The following is a 17,756-nucleotide window of genomic DNA, read 5'->3' as shown; positions in this document are numbered from 1 at the left end:
CTATTGATGCGACGCTGTCGTTACAAGCGAAGGCAGACCGGGAGTAACCCGACTGCCTGCGCAACCTGTTTGGCGCTTTGACGCATGCCATCCGACGAGAAATGTTGTGTTCTCCCCGTCCTCTGCTCGATCCGTTAAGCAAGCGTCGGGGAATAGTGTTGCAAAATCGACCATGCCGATTCGCCGTATACGGCTCGCCATTTCTTGTAGAACCCACCAAGCATGGGCCTGAAGCTATCGCTGTCCGCGTGATTGACGAGCATGCCCTTGTCTCGAAGAAAGCTCGTCGCTGACCGATTGATCTCATCGACATCGCTTCGCTGCAACAGCGCGTACTGCTTCTGATTGCGCGTGACGATGTCCCGCATTTCGCCTGGCAGACGATTCCATGAATCGTGATTCGCGACAAGCAAAAACCCCGACCACCAGTGGTTTGTCAAACTTAGATATTTCTGCACCTCGTACAGCTTGAGGCTTATGACGACGCCCATCGGGTCGGTCTGCCCTTCAACGATACCGTCTCGCAACGACACATACATATTGTTAAAGGTAATGCCCTTGGGAGAAGCGCCGAAAAGTTCGAAGAAATCTGCAGGCATATGTTCGACAGGCGTGCGGATGGTCATGCCGCGCAGATCCCGTGCAGTTTCTATAGGTCTAAGCACATTAGTCAGTTGATGGAACCCGTTCTGCATGTAGTACGGAAAAGCATGCAGTCCATTCGCACTCACTTCGCGCCGGATGTAATCGCCCAGTTCTCCGTCGAGCGCAGCGAATACGTTTGCGTTGTCCGTGAAGATATAGGGAAGAGAGGGTAACTCGGAGACCGCAGCCACAGGGCCCAGATTATTTCCGGCCAGATAAAAATCGAGCTCGCCCTCTCGTACTGCCCCGAGCATCGCATTGTCGGATCCGAGCGTACTGTTCGGATATACGTCGATCTGCAATTTCCCATCCGACTCCTTGCGTATGGCTTCAGCCATTTGCATCATTCGCAGATGTGACGGGCTACCAACCGGCTGATTCATTCCAAGCCGGCAGGTGAAATCCGCGCGGCTCGCGCATAGCGCGGGACACGCTGCCGCGACGCCCGCAAGCGCGGCAATTTTTAGTACATTGCGCCTGCCAGGCTTGTATCGCATGATCATTGTCATCTCCTCCTTAGGTTTCGTCCGATCAGAACTTATGCGACATCGCGATACGTATGACAGCTTGTCTATCACTCGTCGACGCAGATGGCTGGTTGTTAATAGACGCACGCGCGGACTGGTTGAGCGAATCCACACCCGAAGCCGCCTGATAGACGCCCAGCACATAGACGCTAGTACGCTTGGAAAGGAAATACTGCGCGCCGATCGAACCGCTTTTGTAGCGTGCACCGCTGTGTCCGTCCGTGCCCGACACGCCGCTACCCGCCGTATAGGCGAATGCTGCGCCGAGGAGCACCTGAGGATCAATCAAAAAACTAAGGCTCGCCTCTGCCGTATTGAAATGCACGCTGCCCGTGTAGCCGTGCGGGTTCGGACCGGCTGACAAGTCACCGAGCCCAATGAACGTGGCATTCGAGTAGACCATACTGGCCGTTGCGCGGCCTAACTTATACGTAAGCCCGGCGCTAGCCACTTGAAACGAGTGCGCAGAGAGGTATCCGCTATATACCGGATACGGTGAGTTTGCGATTGTTGCGGACGCATTCCCCGAAGTCGCATTGCCAAAATAACTGACATTTGGATCGCGCACGTTGAGGTAGCCCGCGCCGGCGGAGAACGGGCCGTTCGCATACGTTGCGCCGACAGACCACGACTGGTTGCGCGTCGGATCCCCGGCCACGCCGCCAAGGCTATACATGCCTCCGACTATCAGTCCGCCCACCGACGCGCTGACTACCTTGATGGAATTATTGGTGCGGACCGTGTTGATGAAGTTATCTATATCTCCGGGGTGAGCACCGATGTTGCCAGCCCATTGGCGCGACGCAGCGAAGGGCCCGATGAAGTCGGCCTGGATGTCGTATTGCCGGCCGACCGTCACCGTGAGAAACGGATTCGACACGCCGGCATAAGCTTGCCGGCCAAATAACAGTCCGCCCTGCGCGAGTTTGCCGTTGCTCACGTCGAATCCGTTCTCAAGCACGAAAATAGATCGCCATCCGGCGCCAAGGCCTTCCGTGCCGCGCAATCCAAAGCGATTTCCTTGAGCAACGCCCGACTGCATTGCGTAGGACGGATGGCCCCCTGAATTGCTGTTGTAGTTGATGCCCTCGTCGATAACCCCATACAATGTTACGCTGCTCTGTGCATGAGCCGCATACGGCAAAGTGCTCGCCGCCATGATGACGACCGGCGCCAGACTTTTCATGCTCGTCTCCTGTACGGCAGGCCGACACGGAATCCGCTGCCGCCTTGTTATCCTGAGCAGGAAGTCTAGAGACGCCATCTGCTTTCGGTGACCGCTTCTTTCGCTTCTTTGTGCCGTTCTTGCACATTGAGCGAGCATTTTTCGCCTTCACCGCGTCCGTGCGTTTTGTCCTACCCGTGACTATGTGGACCCGAATGATGCAGATCTTCTGCCGCGTAGCTGTCCGCTCTTGCCCGTTCGCATCGTGGGCCAGTCGCGCATCTGACGATTCTCCGGACAACCGATAGCGGTGCCGCCGACGCTTCGTCCATTGCGAATTCGCGCACGCATCTAGCGCCACGAGGCTCGCCTGCCGACAATGTATTGGAGGGTGACGTCGGTCCCGACGCACCATTACTCAGATGGCGCTGCGAGCTAAACAACTGCCCCGAAGTGCAGAAACAGACAAAAAGTCCCGAAGTTTGGAGCATCCACCGCTTCTGGCCTGCCTACAATCAGACATCGATCAGCCATCGGGACAGGCACAGCATGGCGACCAATAACGGAGACGACATGTCGGACACGATCACCCAATCGAAGCACAGCGCCGTTACACCCGACGATACGTTGAGCCGTCCGGCCCTCGCTTTCATCCTTTTGATTCTCAGCGTCTCTTATCTGTTTAACGGTATGGATCGGCAAATGCTGCCGGCACTGTTAGGCCAGATCAACGCCGACTATCATCTGACTCTTGCCGAAGGAGGCTTTCTCAGCACAGCGTTCGCCTTCAACATTGCCTTGTTCGGCGCATTCAGCGGATGGTGCATGAAGCGCTTCGGCCGCCGGTCCACCTTGGTCGGAGGATTGCTCGCGTACTCCCTGTTCACTTTTCTCACGCCTTTCTCGAACGACTTCGTCGGCCTCGCGGTTTACCGCGCTCTCACCGGCGCTGGCGAGGCGCTGCATATCTGCGCAATTTTCTCGTGTGTCGGTGCCTATTTTGGTGCCCGGCGGGGCGCAGCCATGGGCGTAATCAACGCGTCGTTTGGTGTCGGGGCTTATCTGGGACCAGTGCTGGGGACGTTGCTTTTTGCAATGACCGGTTCGTGGCACACGCCGTTCTATGCCTACGGTGTTGCAGGTGCGGTTGCGGCCCTGCTGGTGCTGCTCTTCGTGCCGAAGCACTTCAGCGAGGCACGTGATCTCGAAGGCGTGACTGACGTGCCGAACGTTGAAGTCGGCGAACCCGTACGCATCCTCAACCGCAATCTTGTCATCGTCGCACTGGCGTTCGCGTTGTTGGGCATATCGTTCTTTTCGTTCACGGCGCTTTATGCGGTGTTTCTACACACCCAGTTGCACTACACGATCCCCGCCGCGGGTGCAACACTCGGCATGTACGGCATCGGATCCCTGTTCGGGATTGTCGGAGGCTGGCTCGGGGACAGGCTGCGCACGCCTGGTATGCTGGTCGCGACACTGTTGCTTGCAGCAACCGGACATCTTCTCTTCCATGGTCCTACTTCTCCGTTCCTCCAGGGCGGGCTCTCCTTTGCGTTCGGTATGCTGGTATCGGGTTATCTGTATCCACGCTTCATTTCGGTTTTGCAGCGCAACGTGCCCGCGAAGGACGTGAGCCATGCCGTTTCGATCGGCCTGCCCTTTTTCTACATCCCCGGAATGGCGGCCGGCTACTCGTTTGGACATCTTGTCGAACATTTCGGTTGGTCGCCGGGCGCGACGCTCATGCTGACGGTGCCGCCGCTGTTCGCTTTCCTGCTTCTGCTCGCTTACCGCCCGCAACTCTCGCGAGAAGGGACTGGCGCACGCATCGTGGGTTGCAAAAGTACCACTGGATACAAATGAAGGATCCTATTCATGTCTGCATACTGGGTTGCCCGTTCGCGAATCATCGATCCTGTCGAATACAAGAAGTACACAGATCTCGTTCCAGAGATCATCGCAAAGCATCACGGCAACGTGCTCGCGCGCGGTGGGAAATTCCAGATCATGGAGGGACCCGAGACTTTTCACCGCTTCGTCGTGATTGAATTCCCGACCATGGAAGATGCGCTGCGTTGCTTTAACTCTAAAGAATACCAACATGCCGCGGAATACCGCCGGAACGGCGCGGGCGAAGTGGAAAACGTCATTATCGAAGGTGGTGATGCCACCGTGCGCTGAGCGATGCGTGGCATTTGTCAACATCAATGGGATGAAGCGATGGAAAACATGATTGCAGTCGTCGGTCTTGGCGTCATGGGCGGCGAGATGGCGAAGAACCTGCTTGAAAAGGGCTTCGACGTGCAGGGGTTCGACTTGAGCGATGCCGCGCGTGCTCGCTTCGTCTCTCGCGGCGGTCGTGCAGCAACTTCGCTACGATCGGCGATCCAGGGCGTTCCTATAGTGTTGACCTCGCTACCCAGCGCCTCGGCCCTGCATGCTGTCTCCGATGAACTCACGGGCGAAGCCTTGAACGGATGCATCCTCATCGACGTCAGCACACTAGGCCTCGAGGACAAGGAGTTCGCGCGGACTAACCTCGCCGACAAAGGTATAACGATGCTTGATTGCCCTGTAAGCGGCACCGGCAGTCAGGCCGCGAGCGGAGACCTTACCGTGTTCGCCAGTGGTGACGTGGCAGCGCTGGATCTTGTTAGACCAGTTCTGGATGCAATCGCGCGACAGGTAATCCTCGCGGGTGACTTTGGAAGCGGCAGCAAGCTCAAGTTCATCGCCAATCATCTCGTGACGATTCATAACGCGGCAACAGCGGAAGCACTCACACTTGCGAGGAAAGCTGGGATCGACCTGCATCTGGTTTTCGACGCGCTGAAGGACAGCGCTGCGACGTCGAAAATGTTCCAGATACGCGGCCCTATGGTGATCGAGCAGCGCTATGCGCCTGGGATGCGCATTTCGACCTATCAAAAGGATCTCGACATCATCGGTACGTTCGCCGTGAGAACGGGTTCCCCTACGCCGCTGTTCAACATTTGCGCGCAGCTTTATCTCGCGGCACAAGGACTTGGGCACGGCGAGCTGGACACCGCAGCCGTTGCAATGGTGCTCGAAACGCTCGCCGGGCTCCGAGAGCAGGAAGGCGCGCCCTCATCGTCGGAAGAGTTACCAAAACAAGAAGAAGCGCGATGTGAAGGCGCCAGACGGGGCGGATCATAAGACAGTCGCGTGGGTGCCCATGTCGACCTCGTTAATCTGTGTTGCCGGAGGCGAACAAAATGCCATTGCAGCATCTTGAACACTATCTTGTCCAGACCGTTGATTTTCCGGGAACAGTGCGGTGGTACCAGGAGATCCTAGGTCTCGTTCCAGGGCCTACTCCGAACTTCGGCTTTCCTGTCCAGTGGATGTATATAGGCGAGCGTGACGTGCTGCACATTACGCACGGCGGAAATAAAACGACGGAAAACCGCAAGGTGTACCTCGCTCAAACGTCACAGGCCACACACGGTACCGGCGTGATTGATCACGTAGGATTCCGCTGCGATGGTCTTCAGGACACGATCGGCCGGCTCACTGAGAAGCACATCGAGTTTCGCCAACGACGCGTGGATGATCAAGGGCTATATCAGTTGTTTCTCTTCGATCCCAATGGCGTCAAGGTGGAGCTTAATTTTCCCGCAAGCGAAGCCGCCGGCCTGACGCCTGAAGTCGACGCGAGCAAATTTTCCTATCAATATGTCCAGGACTGACGTTACATCCAATTCTGCTATGACCTCGCCATCCCATCCCGGTTGTCGGATCCATTCGGCACATTCCGTCGTATCAGACGACGCGCTGAAGCAAGCCGCCGCGCTTCCCACACCCAATTTGTCCGATGCGATGGGCAAGATCATGCCCGCCTGCGTCGCCCTCAAACCGATGCACCGCGTAACCCGTCCGATGGTCGGGCGAGCGCTAACCGTGCGCGTCCCACCGGGCGACAATTTGTTCGCATATAAGGCCATAACCGTCGCGAGGCCGAACGACGTGATCGTGATCGACGCGGGCGGCGTGCTCGAACAGGCGATCGTCGGCGAGATTATGACGACCCTGGCGGCCTCTCGCGGCATTGCGGGCATCGTGGTGCACGGCGCGATCCGTGACATCGATATTGTTTCGACATCCGAGTTTCCGGTGTTCGCTTGCGGATACACCTATCGCGGGCCTTACCGCGACGGTCCTGGCGAATTCAATGTGCCGGTCGCGCTGGGCAGCATGCCGGTCGCACCCGGAGACCTTGTCGTCGGCGACGCCAATGGCGTCGTCATAGTGCCGCAGGCGGACGTCGACTCGATGCTCTCGGCCGCGCAGCGCATCAAGGAGCGCGAAATGAGGATTGTCGAACAGATCGCCGCGCACGACTATGACTTGACGTGGATCGACCAGGCGATGCGCGAGCGCGGTTATATAGGTTGAGGAGATCGACTTGCGTACACTCATCATCGGCGCCGGTGCCATCGGTTGTTATCTCGCTTGCAAGTTGAGTGAAGCGGGGGCGGACGTGACGCTGCACGGACTAGGCCCGGCATTTCGGCGCACGGCCGAATCGGGCATCGACATTGCAACGCGTGAAGACATGCGCATTCGTCGCGTCAAGGTGAATTGCGCGCTCTCGCCGCCGGGTCCGGTAGGCTGGGACGTGATCATTTTCGCCGTGAAGGCGCACGACTTGCCACGTGCGGCTCAGCAGTTCTCCGCGCACGCGCGCGACGGCATTATCGTGTTGCCGCAAAACGGCCTTCCCTATTGGCAATTCCTGCGTGTTGCCGGAGCTGAAGCACGTCTCGCATCGGTTGATCCGGGCGGCATCGCAGAAAGTGCACTGCCCATCGCGCAGATCGCGGGGGGTGTCGTGACCAAAGGGTTGACGGTGCTTGCCGACGGCACGCTTGTCGAGACTGTGCTGCCCGCGGATAGCTTTGCGTTTGGAGATGTAGTCGCAAACTCCGGCGTCGCGAAACCGGTCGTGTCGTTGCTGCAGTCCGCGGGTCTACCCGCGATCGAAGTGGCCGATATCAGGATCGAGAAATGGCGTAAATTGCTGGTGAATGTCGCGTTTAACCCACTAGGTGCCATTTCTCATCTCGGCTTCGGCGAAGTCCTTGACATCGAAGCGGGCGAAAGGCTCGCGCGAGCAATCCTCTCAGAAGCAACGGAAGTTGCAATCCATTACGGTGTGCGTGGCTTGATCGATGCCGAGGCAGCGTTGAAGCGTGCGAGCAGTAGCCGCATGCACAAGACATCGATGCTGCAGGACACCGAAAGCGGCCGACGGCTCGAAGTTGAGCCTATTGTCGGTGTTCTGCTCGAACTCGCGCACCGCGCCGGCCTGCAAGTGCCGACCCTCGAGACAATAGGCGGTTGTGTGCGCCTCATCGATCATGCGCTGGTAAAAGGCCCTATTCGGCAAATCGCTGAAAAGCCGTGAAGTTGACGGTCAACTTGGAGACGGGCCTGGCCAAACCGCCTATCCCTGCAACTGCGCGTGACGCGCGGCGACTAAACGCCTTGCGATCTCACGAGCATCAACTCAAAGGAAGACGTCGAAGTCGACAAGGCTGTCGAAACAACCGGCCGCAAGAAGTTGATCATGACGGCGCTCTCGACGAAAGCATGCCTGACGTTCCCGCACTAGATGCGCTGACGAAAGGCTACGAAGTCTATGTCGTCGTCAACGCGGTCGGCGGCACATCCGTCGCGGCACATGAAGCCGCGTGCATGGACGGCGGAGTGACGTACGTGAACAGTCAGCATGGTGGCGCGGTGACGCTGTTCGACAGCGGAATCTATGCGCCAAACACGTTGACGTTCAGCGGTAGCGAGGCGCTCGGCGGCGGAACGAAGGTAATCTTCAACCTTACCTCGCAGTTCGACCTCGGCAATGGCACACCCATTCCGGGCGCGAACCAGATCTTCAATCGCACGGCCTATGCAGGTCTGTCTGATGAGCGGCTTGGCACCGTCACGTTCGGCAACCAGTACGACTTCATGTTCGATTCGCTAACGCTCGGTCTCTTCGACAGCGCGTTCCTTTTCGGCGGCCTCTATGATTTTCGCCAGGGACCATTCAGCGTGCTAGGTATTCCACAAAACCCGACCGGCTCATTCGATTTCGACCGCCTCGCCGGCGCAACGCGTGTGGCGAACGCGGTCAAATATCGGAGTTCTTCCCGCAGGGGATTCAGTTTTGGCGTGCTGTATGGCTTCGGAGGCGTTGCGGGTTCGTTTTTCGCCAATTCGACCTTCAGCGCAGGGATGAACTACGATAGCGGCCCGCTGGGTGCCGGCGTCGCGTACGTCGAAGCCAAGTATCGCGAACTAGGTGACGGCCACGACGCCGTCCGAAATTTCGGAGCCGGCGTGCACTACCGGTTCGGTAGCGTGCTCTCCATGCTGCTCTACACGAATACGAAGAATACGGCCAGCGGCGCAAAGATCGATGTCTACAAGGCCGGCGCTTATTGGACGGTCTCCGGCCCCTGGTCGGCAGGGCTCGACTACCAGTACATGAAGGGAAACGAGGTCCTCAACAACAATCGGGCGCACCAGACCGCCACAGCCGTGCAGTACCACTTCTCGAAGCAGACGATGGCGTACGTCGAGGCTGTCTATCAGCGCGCAAGCGGTGACTACCAAACGACGCAAGCTTGGATCAATGGACTGCTTCAACCCGGCGCGGCGGCCAGCAACCGTTCACAGTCACTGGCACGCATCGGGTTGCAGACCGGATTCTAAACCTGAAGTCCGGGGTCGAGTTCGTCGTCAGTGACCCGATGCCCATGCTTCGGCATCCGCGCCGGCCGGAATGTGGATTGGCGATGACGCGTCTGTCGCCGCGCGCCACACGGCTTCGGCGACGTCTCGCGCTTGAGTGATTGGCGAAGATGGATCGCGCATCCCGGCGAAAACTTTCTGTGCAAAATCCGCGTATGCCTCATGGTCGAAGCCATGCATGCGGCCGCGCGCGTTTTCTCCGAAACGAGTCTCGGGCGCGCGTCCCGGAAGCACCAGGCAAGCGCGCACACCAAACTGCTCGAGTTCCATTGCCATCGATTCGGTAAATGCGCCTACCGCGGCCTTGCTGGCGCGGTAAGCCGCTAAGAGAGGTACTGCTTTCAACGTCACGCTCGACGTGACGTTAATGACGACGCCAGCCTTACGCTCACGAAACTGCGGTATCACCGCCTGCATCATCGCTATCGTGCCGAATGTGTTGGTCTCGAAGAGTTCGCGCACGGTTGCAAGCGGGGTGACCTCAGCCGGAGATGCTGCGCCGAAGCCCGCATTGTTCACTAGAACGTCGATCGGGCCAGCCGCGTCCACAGCATTTCGGATGCTCTCGGCATCTGTGACGTCGAGCGCCACTACCCGCAAGTGTTCCGAGCGCGGCAGAACATCGGTACTCGGTGTTCGCATCGTGGCGACGACCCGCCAGTCGCTAGCCAGAAAGTAACGGGCGATTTCGAGGCCGAACCCAGAAGAACAGCCCGTGATCAATACAGTTTTCATGGAAACCTTGTGTGAGGTGGTTTATGCATGCCGTACGATAGACCTCGAATACCGTACGCTCTACAATTGATAATCCGAATTTCATTTGCAGGAGTCCGGCAATGACGGATCCACTGGCGGAGGTCGTGACGCTGCTGCGACCGGGGGCGCGGTTTTCCAAGCTGGTCGCGGGTGCCGGCCATTGGCGCGTCAGCCGCCCAGACACGGGTCAGCCGTTTTACTGCGTCATCCTGGAAGGCGGTTGCCGTATAGCAATCGACGGACGCACACCGGTCGAACTCGCCTCTGGTGACTTTGTGCTCATTCCCGCAGCTTCTAGCGTGTCGATGTCGAGCCTTCTGCCGCCGCCACCTGGCGTCGAAGTGTCGATACCCGTCGCGCTCGGAAACAATGAATTTAAAATCGGCGAGCCGAATGGGCCTGTCGATTACCGGATGATGGTCGGCCACTGCAGCTTCGGCTCACCCGATGCTTCTTTGCTGGTCTCGTTGCTACCAGACCTTGTGCACGTGCGCGGCGTAGCCCGATTGACAACCCTCGTTCAACTCGTTCGGGAAGAATCGCGCGAGCAGCGGCCGGCGCGCGAAGTCGTGCTGTCAAGACTGCTAGAAGTTTTGCTTATCGAAGCATTACGCTCCACGGCGGAATCAACCGCTTTACCGGGTCTGGTTCACGGGCTGTCCGATTGCCGCCTAGCTACCGCGATTCGCAGGATGCACGAAAAACCCACATACGCATGGACGGTGACTGAACTCGCTAAGGAAGCAGCGTTATCGCGTTCCATCTTTTTTGAACGCTTCAGCCGCCCGGTCGGCTTGCCACCCATGGAATATTTGATCACCTGGCGCATGGCGCTTGCGAAGGACATGCTGCGACGTAGTGAAGGACGTATCGGAGAAGTTGCGCAGCGCGTTGGATATAGCTCTGCTAGCACATTCAGCGTCGCTTTCACTCGGCATGTCGGAAGATCACCTTCCCAATACGCTCGGGAAGAACAGCAGGCTGACGACGTCTGACGGGTCACCGACCCGCGGCTTCAACTTGCAGTAAGGTACGAACGAGCCTTGAACGTACCACATGGCGGTCGTAGTCTTGCGGAGCATATTCGACCGATAACGCGTTTCAGTGAAAGACCATTCTCGCCCCGACAGAGTCGTTATATTAGCTGCTACGAACGTCCGTTACGAGTTCTTGCAAGGTCTGGCGCCGCCGCTCTTTCTACCGCGTCGGTATGCCGCACGGAGACAGCTCCCGGGTCGAAGTCAACACAACCTCTCGGGGATTTGTCCGTCGGCCGGAGTTCCGACAGTAGTACCAGACATTCACGGTCATCCGATTTTGCCCAAAAATCCGCGATGCAGCGTTGACCGTCAACTATCACGAGGCCAGGGTAGGTCGACTGTGTGCAGGTTAGACCGGACGTGCCGTAAGCGCTCGGCAAACCCGTCGCGACAGGTGGAGATAGCCGACGACCGCCGTCGGTTTCCAGCGATGCGGCAGCAGCTGTTGGAGGAAGCCGTTAAAAGGCTGGGAAGCCGCCACATGAAAGCGTATCGTCTCGCTAACTTCGAGACGAGGAGCCGCCATGCGATGCACGATCGTCTTGATTGCGACAATGGTGATCGGAGTGCGGTGAAGCGGCTGGAGTACTTTCCTCATCAAATCCGTCTGATGGCGGAATCTATTTTGCCGATGACCGTATTGGCTGAAGGCATTTAAACCGTTTGTAGGACAAACAGCGAATACATTCCGCCCCGCATGCTGTAGGAATTTAGGCTAACACTCCAGTCCCTCTGCATACAAACTCTACCGGCGATATCGGTTGCCCCAATCGCTCCGGAAAAGGGGACGCGCCGCGTCGTTGTTCGTTTTGATGAAGAAAACCAAACCAGAACCCCGACTTTGCCTCTATACATTCTCAACGCACGTGTAAAACCTCCGGAGCTCGAACACTCCTAAATGCGCCCTCTCCCGCTCTGATTCATATCTGAGCGCCCTCACTTTTAATCTCCTGCAGCCCTGACTTTTGCCAGCGCGAGATGGCGAATTATTCGTCTGACGGTAATGCACTTTTGCGCCTACGGGAACTAAGAGTTGCCGTTGGCTGCGTTGATAATATCTGCAATGTCAATTATTGTTCGTGCAAATAGCGAGGAGTAAGAGATGTTGCATTATTCGAAGGACGATTTTCACTCGACCGACGATGTCAGTTTTACGATCGGCAAGGTGCGCAACCTGCTCGTCGTGCAGATGGATGCCGCTGTAAAGGGGCTAAACGTGCGTGCACACCACATCGGCATTTTCATGTCGCTGCTGCGCGGTACCGATACGACGCCGGCCATGCTATCGCGGCATCTCGGTGTTGATACGGGCCTGATGACACGTACGCTCGACAAGCTCGAAGCGCTCGGCATGCTGACGCGCACGCGTAGTCGGGATGACCGCCGCGTCGTGAATCTCGAACTGACGGCGGCGGGCCGTGAGGTCGCGTTGCGGATCACGGAAATCGCGCCTGATGTTCTAAATGCACGGTTCAAACACTTCACGCAGGAAGAATTCGTTGAACTACGGCGTCTGCTGTGCAAACTCCTCGACGCCTGAAAGCTTTTTTTCATAATTATCTGATAGGTCAGACAATGAACAATCAACCAAATTTAAGGCGGCACATGTCCGGCGCGCTCAAGATCGGCGTGTCGGTGATGTTCGCTTCCGTGCTGTCGGCATGCGTGAACTATGGGGGCATCCATAGCGACGCGAAGATGGCCGACCCTCAGCACTACGCGACTCAACAAAGCATCCCTGCTGAAGAGGGTCATTGGCCCGCCGCAAACTGGGCCGATCAGTTCGGAGATGCGCAACTGAAAACGCTGATCGACGAAGCGTTGAAGGGTAGCCCGACGGTCGAACAGGCGCGTGCCCGTATCGCATCCGCGTCCGCGTATAGCGAGACAGCGAAGGCTGACACGATGCCGCGCGTCGACGCGAGCTATTCGCTCACGCGTCAGCAGTATTCGAGCACGGCACTGGTGCCGCCGCCTTACGGCGGTTCGTGGCAAACCGAGAACCAGGGCCTCCTGAGCGCTTCGTACGATCTAGATCTGTGGGGCAAGAATCGTGACGCGCTAAAGACGGCGCTCTCGCAGCTTCAGGCGAGCCAGGCCGATGCGGAGGTCGTCAAGCTCACGCTGACGACCTCGATTGCGCGCACGTATAACCAGCTTGCACGTCTTTATGCGTTGCGCGACATCGCGCAGCAGGAGATCGCGCAGCGAGAACAGATTGACAGAATCACGGCCGGGCGCATCGCGACGGGACTCGACACGGAAGTCGAGCGCAAGACGGCGCAGGCGAATCTTGCGACGAGCCGTGCGACGCTCAATTCGCTCGACGGTCAGATTCTCACTACGCGCTATCAGATCGCCGCGCTGCTCGGTGCGGGCCCGGATCGCGGGCTGCAGATCGCGCGCCCGACACTCGGCATCGGCGACGAAGTGAAGCTGCCCGACAACCTGCCCGCCGATCTGGTGAGCCGCCGTCCCGATATCGTGGCCGCGCGCTGGCGCGTCGACGCGATGACGCACGGCATGAAAGAGGCGAAGGCCGAGTTCTATCCTGACATCAACCTGAGCGCCGCGATTGGACTTGATGCGTTCGGCTTCGGGCGCTTCCTGACGGCGGCGAGCCGCACGGCATCGGCGGGTCCTGCGATCCATCTGCCTATTTTCGATGCGGGCGAACTGCGCGCGCAGCTGAAGGGCCGTTACGCCGATTTTGACTATGCAGTCGCGACCTACAACCAGACGCTCGTCACGGCATTGAGCGAAGTCGCCACGCAACTCGCCAGCGTGCGCTCGACGGATGGACAACTCGTCGATGCAACGACTGCACGGGACGCCGCGCGTCAGGCCGACACGCTCGCGCTCGTGCAATACAAGGCGGGACTTACGAACCAGTTGACTGTCCTGAACGCCGACGTGAACGCGCTCGCCGCCGATCAGGCAGTCGCAAATCTGCGCATGGATCGCCGCGATCAGCAGATCGCCCTCGCGTCCGCCTTGGGCGGCGGCTTCGTTGACACATCAAACGCGAGTCAGCCCGCGAATGTCGCGTCCGCCCCTGAAGCGTCTACCAACACCGCACGTTGAGCGCATACCGAATTGAAATCCTGGAGAACACAAAATGAGCGAAATCGAAACCGTCGAGCGCGAGAAGACGCAAGCGCCGAACATTAAACCCGAAGCAACGCCTGCTGCGGACAACGCAGCGCCCAACACGCGCAAACGCAAGCTGCTGCTGTCGCTGCTCGGCGCGGCCGTCGTCGTATCGGCGGCTGCATACGGCGCGTATTACATGACCTACGCGCGCTATCACGAGACCACCGACGACGCCTATGTGAGCGGCAATCTCGTGCAATTGACGCCGCAAGTGACGGGCACTGTGATTGACGTGAATGCGGACGACACGCAGGTCGTGAAAGAAGGCGACCCAGTTGTGAAGCTTGATGACGCAGATGCCCAGATTGCGCTCGGTGACGCCGAAGCAAAGCTCGGACAGACCGTGCGGCAAGTCAGCAGCCTGTACGTGAACAACGATTTCTATGCGGCAAACGTCGCGCAGAAGCAATCGGATCTGGCTCGCGCACAGGACGATCTGCGCCGCCGTCAAGCCGTTGCCGGAACGGGCGCTGTATCGGCCGAAGACATTTCGCATGCACGCGATGCTGTAGCCGCGGCGCAAGCTGCACTCGATGCCGTGAGCCAACAGGCCGAGGCGAACCGGGCATTGACCGACCGCACGACGGTTGCGGAACACCCGGACGTCCAGGCCGCCGCATCGAAGGTCCGCGCTGCATACCTTGCGTACGCACGTAACACGCTGCCCGCGCCTGTCACCGGTTACGTCGCGAAGCGTTCGGTGCAGGTCGGCCAGCGCGTATCGCCGGGCACGCCGTTGATGGCGATCGTACCGCTCAACGGCGTTTGGGTCGAAGCGAACTACAAGGAAAGCCAGTTGCGCAACATGCGCACCGGTCAACCCGTCACCCTGACAGCGGACGTGTACGGTGGCAAGGTGCAGTATCACGGGCGCTTGGTGGGCTTTTCCGCGGGCACCGGCAGCGCGTTCGCGACGCTCCCCGCGCAGAACGCAACGGGCAACTGGATCAAGGTCGTGCAGCGCCTACCCGTACGCATCCAGCTAGAGCAGAAGGAACTCCAAGCGCATCCGCTGCGTATCGGCCTGTCGATGGATGTTGACGTGGATACGCGCAACGACACCGGCCAGCAACTTGGCTCCGCAGTGAACACGACATATCGCACGGATGTGTTCGCCGAATACGGCGCACAGGCGAATGCCGAGATCGAACGGATCATCGCGCAAAACATGATGCCGACGCACGCCGATTCGCGGTCGCTCGTGAAGCGCGAGCCGGGTTACAACGCCGCCAAGGCCCAACACGCCAGCTAGGAAGAAAACGAAGGCAGAGCGCCTTCGGTTCTTCAATTACCTGACAGGTCAGATAGATAATCCGCCATGAATCCTTCTACGCAAATCACACCGCCGGCTTTCACGGGCGGCAAGCTGGTTCTCGCGACGCTCGCCGTCGCTCTCGCGACCTTCATGAACGTGCTCGACTCGTCCATCGCGAATGTCGCCATTCCGACCATCTCCGGCAATCTCGGCGTATCCGTCGATGAAGGCACCTGGGTCATCACGCTGTTTTCGGCGGCCAACGCCGTTGCGATTCCATTGACGGGCTGGCTCACGCAACGCGTCGGCCAGATCAAGCTGTTCGTCGCATCGATCCTGCTGTTCGTGTTTTCGTCGTGGCTGTGCGGCGTCGCGCCGAACCTGATCGTGCTGCTCGCCGCGCGCGTACTGCAAGGTCTCGTGGCGGGACCGCTCACGCCGCTGTCGCAAGCCATTCTGCTCGCGTCGTATCCAAAGGAAAAAAGCTCCACGGCGTTGTCGTTGTGGGCGATGACGGCGACGGTCGGCCCGATCGCGGGCCCTGCGCTCGGCGGCTGGATCACCGACAGCTATAGCTGGTCGTGGATCTTCTACATCAACGTTCCCGTGGGACTGTTCGCAGCGGGCGTGACGTGGATGCTCTATCGCGACCGCGAATCGCCGACGCGCAAGCTGCCTATCGACACGGTCGGCCTGCTGTCTCTCGCCGCGTGGGTCGGCACGCTGCAGATCATGCTCGACAAGGGCAAGGATCTCGACTGGTTCAACTCGCCCGTGATCTGGACGCTCACCATTATCGCGGCCATCAGCTTCCTGTTCTTCCTGATCTGGGAATTCACGGAGAAGAATCCGATCGTCGACTTGCGACTATTTGCGGGGCGGAACTTTCGCGGCGGCACAATTGCGATTTCGGTTGCGTATGCGGTGTTCTTCGCGAACCTCGTGATTTTGCCTCAGTGGATTCAGGGTTATCTCGGCTATCCTTCCGTCGACGCGGGTCTCGTCACCGCGCCGCTCGGCATCTTCGCCGTGCTGCTCGCGCCCGTGATGGCGAAGGTCATGCCAAGGACCGATGCGCGGATTCTCGCGACGCTCGCCTTCATCGGCTTTGCAGGCGTTTTCATGATGCGCTCGCACTACACGACAGGTGTCGACCAGTGGACGCTGATTCTGCCAACGCTGCTGCAAGGCATTCCGATGGCGCTGTTCTTCGTGCCGCTGACGGCCATCATCCTGTCCGGTTTGCCCGCCGACAAGATTCCCGCCGCCGCAGGCCTGTCGAACTTCGCGCGCATTTTCGCGGGCGGCGTGGGCACGTCGCTGCTCACGACGGGCTGGAACAACCGCACGATCCTGCATCACGCGCAACTCGCCGAACAGTCCAGTATAGACAATCCGGTGTACACGAACGCGCTGGCGAACATCCACGGAGCGCTCGGCGGCAGCACCGATCAGGCGGTAGCGTTCTTCGAGCGCTCACTGAACACGCAAGCGGCGATGCTTGGGCTGAACGACATGTTCTGGCTCTCGTCGATGATCTTCATCGTGATCATTCCGCTGATCTGGCTGACGAAGCCAGCTAAAGGCGGTGGCAGTAGCGCGGCGACGTCAGGCGCGCACTAATAGCACGGCTACGGCTATGCAAGCACATCGCGAATCAAGTATCGGCGCCGTATCTTTTTTTGCCTGTAGCGTATCGTTGAGTTTCACCCGCTGAGGCGGGCGCCGCATGTGCACACGCTGCACATCTGCGCTTCCGACGGCAGCACACTCCGCGAGAGTGCTTTTGGCCGGGACACACAGTTGCCCATTCGACCTTCATTCACTACGCCCTTAATCTGGCCTCGGGCACGTCTGAGAAGAACCACTCCCACCATTGTCGGCGGCTCGGTCGTGGCCGCCCTCTGCGATAAGACTTGACGGTGGCTCGCATGCGAGCCCTCCGACGAGCTGGTCGAAGCTTGTGACGCACTGAACGCGCCCGAGCTAATCGACGAGGCGGTGGACCAGTGATTCCTGACGATCCCGCGGACAACCGATGCAGCGGCTAGAGATCCTCCAACGCGGGATAGAACGGCGAGCAGATGCCTCGTTGGGCCTCCTCTTAAACCCGGTAGCCGTATAGATCATCCGTTCGGTGGCTTCGTGCGATCAGCACACTGGTTGAAGCGATCGAGTCGAGTGCCGGCAAGCCCGGTTGGCCGCCCACGGAGCCCTGCTCCGCCCCGGCTCTGGACTCCGCAAGCGCGATGCCTATAAAGCATCGACATCAACACTAAACGGCATTGATAGACGTCTTCAGGACAACCCAACCTTTGTCGTTATCCAGAACATTCCCCACTATGGATTCGAATGAGCGGACAGGCACAGAGGTTTGACCAACTCGTCGATCTCACGTCTGCCGCGTACATGCGGGACATAACAACCAATGACATTAG

The 17,756-nt window shown here is 58.8% G+C and carries 16 protein-coding genes and 1 pseudogene; 14 read left to right on the top strand and 3 right to left on the bottom strand.

Going from position 1 to position 17,756, the window contains the following annotated elements; genetic code table 11:
• Positions 1–134: 134 nt before the first annotated feature.
• Both KFO72_RS01065 and KFO72_RS01060 read right to left on the bottom strand, forming a co-directional pair.
• The gene (locus KFO72_RS01065; RefSeq protein ID WP_225031183.1) at positions 135–1,154 is read right to left on the bottom strand and encodes a TRAP transporter substrate-binding protein; all 1,020 of its coding nucleotides are present in this window, start codon (positions 1,152–1,154) and stop codon (positions 135–137) included.
• Between the two features lie 22 nt (positions 1,155–1,176).
• Positions 1,177–2,358 carry a porin gene (locus KFO72_RS01060; RefSeq protein WP_225031182.1) on the bottom strand — a complete coding sequence of 394 codons (1,182 nt, stop codon included), beginning with the start codon at positions 2,356–2,358 and terminating at the stop codon, positions 1,177–1,179.
• 552 nt (positions 2,359–2,910) lie between these two features.
• Here KFO72_RS01060 and KFO72_RS01055 point away from each other — a divergent pair.
• From KFO72_RS01055 to KFO72_RS01020, 8 genes and pseudogenes are all read left to right on the top strand, one after another.
• Positions 2,911–4,203 (top strand): MFS transporter, encoded by a 1,293-nt coding sequence (locus tag KFO72_RS01055; protein WP_225031181.1) that lies wholly within the window; start codon positions 2,911–2,913, stop codon positions 4,201–4,203.
• A gap of 12 nt (positions 4,204–4,215) precedes the next feature.
• Positions 4,216–4,521 (top strand): DUF1330 domain-containing protein, encoded by a 306-nt coding sequence (locus tag KFO72_RS01050; RefSeq protein ID WP_225031180.1) that lies wholly within the window; start codon positions 4,216–4,218, stop codon positions 4,519–4,521.
• Between the two features lie 39 nt (positions 4,522–4,560).
• Positions 4,561–5,517 carry an NAD(P)-dependent oxidoreductase gene (locus tag KFO72_RS01045; RefSeq protein WP_225031179.1) on the top strand — a complete coding sequence of 319 codons (957 nt, stop codon included), beginning with the start codon at positions 4,561–4,563 and terminating at the stop codon, positions 5,515–5,517.
• Positions 5,518–5,576: 59 nt separating this feature from the next.
• A complete protein-coding gene (locus KFO72_RS01040; RefSeq protein WP_225031178.1) occupies positions 5,577–6,050 on the top strand; it encodes a VOC family protein in 474 nt (157 codons plus the stop codon).
• Complete coding sequence (locus tag KFO72_RS01035; RefSeq protein WP_318248380.1) at positions 6,037–6,756, top strand: RraA family protein; 720 nt, start codon at positions 6,037–6,039, stop codon at positions 6,754–6,756. Before KFO72_RS01040 ends, KFO72_RS01035 begins: the two co-directional genes overlap by 14 nt.
• A 10-nt stretch (positions 6,757–6,766) precedes the next feature.
• Positions 6,767–7,768, top strand: a complete 1,002-nt coding sequence (locus tag KFO72_RS01030; RefSeq protein WP_225031177.1) for a ketopantoate reductase family protein — start codon at positions 6,767–6,769, stop codon at positions 7,766–7,768.
• Positions 7,765–8,055 (top strand): annotated as a pseudogene (locus KFO72_RS01025) (isochorismatase family protein); the annotation flags it as partial. The gene KFO72_RS01030 and the pseudogene KFO72_RS01025, both read left to right, overlap by 4 nt.
• Positions 8,056–8,058: 3 nt before the next feature.
• Entirely contained in the window at positions 8,059–9,075 is a 1,017-nt protein-coding gene (locus KFO72_RS01020; RefSeq protein WP_225031224.1) for a porin, read from the top strand.
• 27 nt (positions 9,076–9,102) lie between these two features.
• Here KFO72_RS01020 and KFO72_RS01015 read toward each other — a convergent pair whose 3' ends face one another.
• The gene (locus KFO72_RS01015) at positions 9,103–9,849 is read right to left on the bottom strand and encodes an SDR family oxidoreductase (RefSeq protein WP_225031176.1); all 747 of its coding nucleotides are present in this window, start codon (positions 9,847–9,849) and stop codon (positions 9,103–9,105) included.
• A 101-nt stretch (positions 9,850–9,950) separates the two neighbouring features.
• On the opposite strand from KFO72_RS01015, the gene KFO72_RS01010 reads away from it, so the two are divergent.
• The 6 genes from KFO72_RS01010 (at position 9,951) to KFO72_RS00985 (ending at position 16,941) form a co-directional block, all read left to right on the top strand.
• Complete coding sequence (locus KFO72_RS01010; RefSeq protein ID WP_225031175.1) at positions 9,951–10,865, top strand: AraC family transcriptional regulator; 915 nt, start codon at positions 9,951–9,953, stop codon at positions 10,863–10,865.
• Positions 10,866–11,391: 526 nt separating this feature from the next.
• The gene (locus KFO72_RS01005) at positions 11,392–11,568 is read left to right on the top strand and encodes a hypothetical protein (protein ID WP_225031174.1); all 177 of its coding nucleotides are present in this window, start codon (positions 11,392–11,394) and stop codon (positions 11,566–11,568) included.
• A 444-nt stretch (positions 11,569–12,012) separates the two neighbouring features.
• Positions 12,013–12,450 (top strand): MarR family winged helix-turn-helix transcriptional regulator, encoded by a 438-nt coding sequence (locus tag KFO72_RS01000; RefSeq protein ID WP_225031173.1) that lies wholly within the window; start codon positions 12,013–12,015, stop codon positions 12,448–12,450.
• Positions 12,451–12,485: 35 nt separating this feature from the next.
• Positions 12,486–13,994 (top strand): efflux transporter outer membrane subunit, encoded by a 1,509-nt coding sequence (locus tag KFO72_RS00995; RefSeq protein ID WP_412101749.1) that lies wholly within the window; start codon positions 12,486–12,488, stop codon positions 13,992–13,994.
• A gap of 34 nt (positions 13,995–14,028) precedes the next feature.
• Positions 14,029–15,315 (top strand): HlyD family efflux transporter periplasmic adaptor subunit, encoded by a 1,287-nt coding sequence (locus KFO72_RS00990; protein ID WP_225031171.1) that lies wholly within the window; start codon positions 14,029–14,031, stop codon positions 15,313–15,315.
• Between the two features lie 66 nt (positions 15,316–15,381).
• Entirely contained in the window at positions 15,382–16,941 is a 1,560-nt protein-coding gene (locus KFO72_RS00985) for a DHA2 family efflux MFS transporter permease subunit (protein ID WP_225031170.1), read from the top strand.
• Positions 16,942–17,756: the final 815 nt, after the last annotated feature.

The sequence above is a fragment of the Paraburkholderia sp. XV genome, from assembly GCF_020177535.1.
Classification (GTDB): domain Bacteria; phylum Pseudomonadota; class Gammaproteobacteria; order Burkholderiales; family Burkholderiaceae; genus Paraburkholderia; species Paraburkholderia caribensis.
This window is presented reverse-complemented; position numbering and strand designations above follow the sequence as displayed.